This window comes from bacterium (genome assembly GCA_040757115.1).
In the GTDB taxonomy this organism is placed as follows: Bacteria; UBA9089; CG2-30-40-21; order CG2-30-40-21; family SBAY01; genus JBFLXS01.
The window spans coordinates 1-4,414 of record JBFLYA010000287.1; the positions used below are offsets into that span (position 1 = coordinate 1).

Below are 4,414 nucleotides of genomic sequence, written 5' to 3' on the forward strand. Positions count from 1 at the left end.
GAAAACAACAAATTTCCATAAATTTCTATTAGTTTCTATTAATTTCAATTTTTTTAATAATATCTCCCTATCTCCTTAATCTCCACATCTCCTTTTGTTACACCACCTGAACGCTTACGAAAAGGAGGTTTTACAATGAGAATTTATAAGAAGAGTCTCCTCGGGTTCATATTATTATTTCTGGCTGGAACAGCGTCAGCCACTATTCCCAAAAATGTCCAGATAACTAATGTTACGGATAACCAATTTATTATCTCATGGATTACTGATGTCAATGAAATTGGATATATTATGTGGGGGACAAATACTGGTTCATTAAGTGAAAGGGCATTGGATATTCGAGATACGGAAACTCCAACAATCCAGGATGATACCCATTATGTAAAAGTGATGAGCAATTCAACAATAACTATTGGAGCGACAACTACTTATTACTACCAAATTATCTCAGGCACACAAACCTCTGGTGTGGGTTCTGTTACCACAGGTGTTGAGAAGACATCTGGAACAAAGCCTGGGGTATATGGCTATGTCTATAAATGGGGACCTAATCCAGCCACGGGGACTATTGTTTATCTTATGATTCAAGATGCTGATGGAACTCTTACTTTGGGCACTTCTGCCCTTTACTCAGAATTAATCCTTTCACCAGACGGTGGATGGGCTGCCTTGCCGGCTAATTTTAGAATCCCTGACTTAAGTGACTTTTTCAATTACTCGGATAATGATAACCTCTGGATATACGCTGAAGGGGCAAATGATGGCACAGCAACTCTGACCTTAAAGATAGGGAACTCAAGTCCAACTCCGGATATTATCATCCCTCCTGATACCACACCACCAGGCACGCCAACAGTAACAGACGATGGTATTTATTCTACCCGACTTTATGCTACCTGGCAAGCACAAGACCTACAATCAGGAATTATCGAATATATGGTTGCTATTGGCACAACTCAAGGAGGAACAGATACACTTGATTGGAAATCGGTTGGAACTGAAACTGAATTTATAGGAATCGGCACACAAGGTCTCACTTATTATTTTAGGGTGAAGGCAAAAGATAGAGTTGGATTGTGGAGTCCTATTGGTTATAGTAATGGGGTAACAATTGTGGGACCATCTCTTCATCTTCCTGCTAAAATCCCTGTTTATCCTAATCCATTTATACCCAGTAAGCATAATTCCATTACCTTTGGTGGAATAAATGAAGGTAGATTGACAAAAGAGGTTACCATTAAAATATTTACGATTGCCGGGGAATTGGTTGATAAGATTGAACGCACTGACTGTAATGGCCAGATTCAGTGGACACCTTCGCATAATTTAGCCTCTGGAATTTATATCTATTTAATCACCAACCCCCAAGGAGAACAAGCAAAAGGTAAATTAGGAATAATCAGATAAAATTTCAAGGAGGTTAAAATGAAGTTTTTTAAAATTATTGTTTTAGTCAGTATAATTTCTATAATGCCGTATGGAGTAATTGCTGAAGAAAAGGATGATGCCCTGGTTATTCTTTCCAGCGAAAATATTATGGCAATGGAAGAGGCAGTAAGTTTTATAGAGGGAAAAGGTGGCAGGATAGTTCATATCTTCCCAACTCATATCCTGATTGGAGATATCCCGAAAGAAATTATGCCAGATTTAGTAAGTCAGAAAGGAATTTTATCTATTCACTATGACCTTGTAGACACAGCATTAGTAGAAAAATATGGTAAGATGGCTGTGTATGCAGTAGAGGGATGGAATAGAAATTATGTCTTACCTCCCGCACCAAAAGTAAAAGAAGTTAAAGAATTTGCTCCACTTATAAATGATGTTCTGATTCCTCCTATTTCTGCACAAAAAGTTCCTCCTTCAATTAGACTGCCATTAAGAGAACGTCCTTATGGAGCCCAGTGGCAAGATACATCAGAATATATGATTGGAAGAATTATGGTGATTATAATTCTTCCTGAAAGTAATGGTACCATAGGTACAGAGACAGAAAATTGGACACCTGATGAGGAAAGTAATGTTATTGGTGAAATACAAAATGGTATGAATTGGTGGGCAAACAGAGAAACAAAAGCAGGCTTACAATTTGCTTATAAAACTTTTTTACCATCTGTAAATCCCACCATAGTTTCTACAGGTTATGAACCTATTACCAAACCAGGAGGAAATCCTGGACAGGGCGGAGAAGAGGGAGATTGGATTCTTGAGATTATGAATAATATTGGAGTAGATGGAATTACCTATTTTGATAAGGTAAGAGAACATAATGATAAAATTCGAGCTGAATTTAAAGCTGATTGGTGCTTTACCATCTTTGTAGTAGATTCAAGTGTTGATGATGATGGTGAATTTAGTAATGGATATTTTGCTTATGCCTATCTTGGTGGTCCATTTATGGTTATGACTTATAAGAATAGTAATTATGGAATTGGTAATATGGATGCTGTTTGTGCCCATGAGACAGGACATATATTTTATGCCTTAGATGAATATCCTGGGGCAAGTTCTCCAGATGAGTATACAGGATACCTATGGGTCAAAAATGAAAATCATATGGACGGTGGAAGTACCAACGAACCTTGCATTATGCGTGGTCAGGTTACCCCTTTTACAAATGGAAATGTATGCCACTGCACACGAGGACAAATAGGAATTTGGGATAATAATAGTAATGGTATTTTGGACATCCTCGATACAGGAGAACTTATTTTAAGTGATCCTATAGGAACTACTACTTTAAATTATAAAGGGACAATAACTGTTCTTCCTCCTCTTATAAATAATAATCCATACATCAATACACCACATCATACACCTCCAGGAAATAATATAACTGTCTCTGCAATAGCCAATATTCAATATAAAGTAGACCAGGGTAATTGGATAGATATAGAAAACATTCAAGTTTTAGAAAATCATGCTCATAATGGCACACTAACCGCACGATTTGAATTTACTACCCCACGTCTTGTGGGGAATTATCATTCTATATTAGTTCGAGCGATAAATTCAATTGGGTATCCAAATCAAGCGTATTATGCAATTGATATTATTGATAATCTTACCCAAATAGTTGTTTATCCCAATCCATTCTATTCAAAAGATAAACAAATTACTTTTGTTCATTTACCAGATAACTCAATTGTCAAAATCTTTACCATTGCAGGAGAACTGGTTACTACAATTACTGGTGATAATGTTACTGGCGAGGCAACATGGCAACCTACTGGTATTGCCAGCGGTATCTATCTTTATGTGGTAGAAAGTGAAGGAGTGGTAGTATGGAAGGGTAAATTAGGCATCTTGCGATAGGCTTAGGAGATAGAATGTGGATATTAAAAGAATAAGGGAAAAAGTTCGATTAGGTCTTTATGAAGTATCTAAACATGCTGAAGTTGAAAGACGAAAAGATGGATTAGAGATTAAAAATATAAAAACCTCTATATTTAATGGGAAAATAATTGAAACTTATCCTGATGACCCAAGAAATCCAGGTTGTTTAATCTTTGGAGTTGATGAAAGTAACCGTTCAGGTGGTAATTTACCGCAGAGACGCAGAGGAACAGAGAAGATATGGAAATAAATCAGATAACAGAAAAGATTATTGGTGTAGCCATTGAAATACATAGGACCTGCTTGCCGAATGTTCAGCCGGCAAGCCAGATTTGTTAATCCATCCCTGATTTTCATCAGGGCAAGTTTAATGTTGTTGGACTCAAGAGCTTGCACTGATGAAAATCAGGGATGTTAAGCCTATCGTCCATAAATTTTAATTTTCTTCTCTGCGTCTCTGTGTCTCTGCGGTGAACGGTTACTGATGAAAATGGAATCCCTATTCACTCGTTATGTGCTTTCTTAAAGAGTGGAAAGATTCGGATATGCACTGTTTATATCCCTGATGAGGATAAATGGATAAATTATCAAATAAGAAAAAGGTGATAAAACATGGTAAAAGAATATGATAATTGCTCATTTTGTGGAGGAAAGGTAATTCCTCAAAAAGTAAAAGTTGATTATTGGTGGAAAGGAGAGTTGACAATCATTGAGAATGTTCCGGCGGGAGTTTGTCAACAGTGCGGTGAAGAATATTATGAGGGTAAAATAGTGGAGGATATGGAACGATTAGTTGAATCCAAAAAGATTATAAAAACTATTCCTGTCAAAGTAAAAGATTATAGAGAGGCTATTGTAGTATAATACTGAATGCTTCCGAAAAAAGGGTGGTGTCTTAATCTAGTGTCGTGTTGAACAAATAACGCACGGAATTTGATTCTGGTAACTGGTGATTGGTAACTGGTGATTGGTAACTGGTAATTAAATACCGTTCGGCTAGCTGGGAGGCAATTAGAGGCATCCCACTCATAATAAAAGATGAGCGACTTTATTTAAACTTTCTCTTAGAAGTTTCATGGGA

General features: G+C 36.8%; 4 protein-coding genes. All 4 read left to right on the forward strand.

Annotation, left to right across the window (positions count from 1 at the left end; all coding sequences use genetic code 11):
• Positions 1–135 precede the first annotated feature (135 nt).
• The 4 genes from AB1422_17150 (at position 136) to AB1422_17165 (ending at position 4,197) form a co-directional block, all read left to right on the forward strand.
• On the forward strand, positions 136–1,407 hold the full coding sequence (locus AB1422_17150) for a T9SS type A sorting domain-containing protein (GenBank protein MEW6621031.1): 1,272 nt from the start codon (positions 136–138) through the stop codon (positions 1,405–1,407).
• Between the two features lie 18 nt (positions 1,408–1,425).
• The gene (locus AB1422_17155; protein MEW6621032.1) at positions 1,426–3,312 is read left to right on the forward strand and encodes a T9SS type A sorting domain-containing protein; all 1,887 of its coding nucleotides are present in this window, start codon (positions 1,426–1,428) and stop codon (positions 3,310–3,312) included.
• Positions 3,313–3,328: 16 nt separating this feature from the next.
• Entirely contained in the window at positions 3,329–3,583 is a 255-nt protein-coding gene (locus AB1422_17160) for a DUF4258 domain-containing protein (protein ID MEW6621033.1), read from the forward strand.
• Positions 3,584–3,945: 362 nt separating this feature from the next.
• The gene (locus AB1422_17165; protein ID MEW6621034.1) at positions 3,946–4,197 is read left to right on the forward strand and encodes a type II toxin-antitoxin system MqsA family antitoxin; all 252 of its coding nucleotides are present in this window, start codon (positions 3,946–3,948) and stop codon (positions 4,195–4,197) included.
• Positions 4,198–4,414: the final 217 nt, after the last annotated feature.

Bases quoted from the DNA above. Each gene is read 5' to 3' on its own strand.
- AB1422_17150 (MEW6621031.1), top strand. From the start codon at position 136: ATGAGAATTTATAAGAAGAGTCTCCTCGGGTTCATATTATTATTTCTG.
- AB1422_17155 (MEW6621032.1), top strand. From the start codon at position 1,426: ATGAAGTTTTTTAAAATTATTGTTTTAGTCAGTATAATTTCTATAATG.
- AB1422_17165 (MEW6621034.1), top strand. From the start codon at position 3,946: ATGGTAAAAGAATATGATAATTGCTCATTTTGTGGAGGAAAGGTAATT.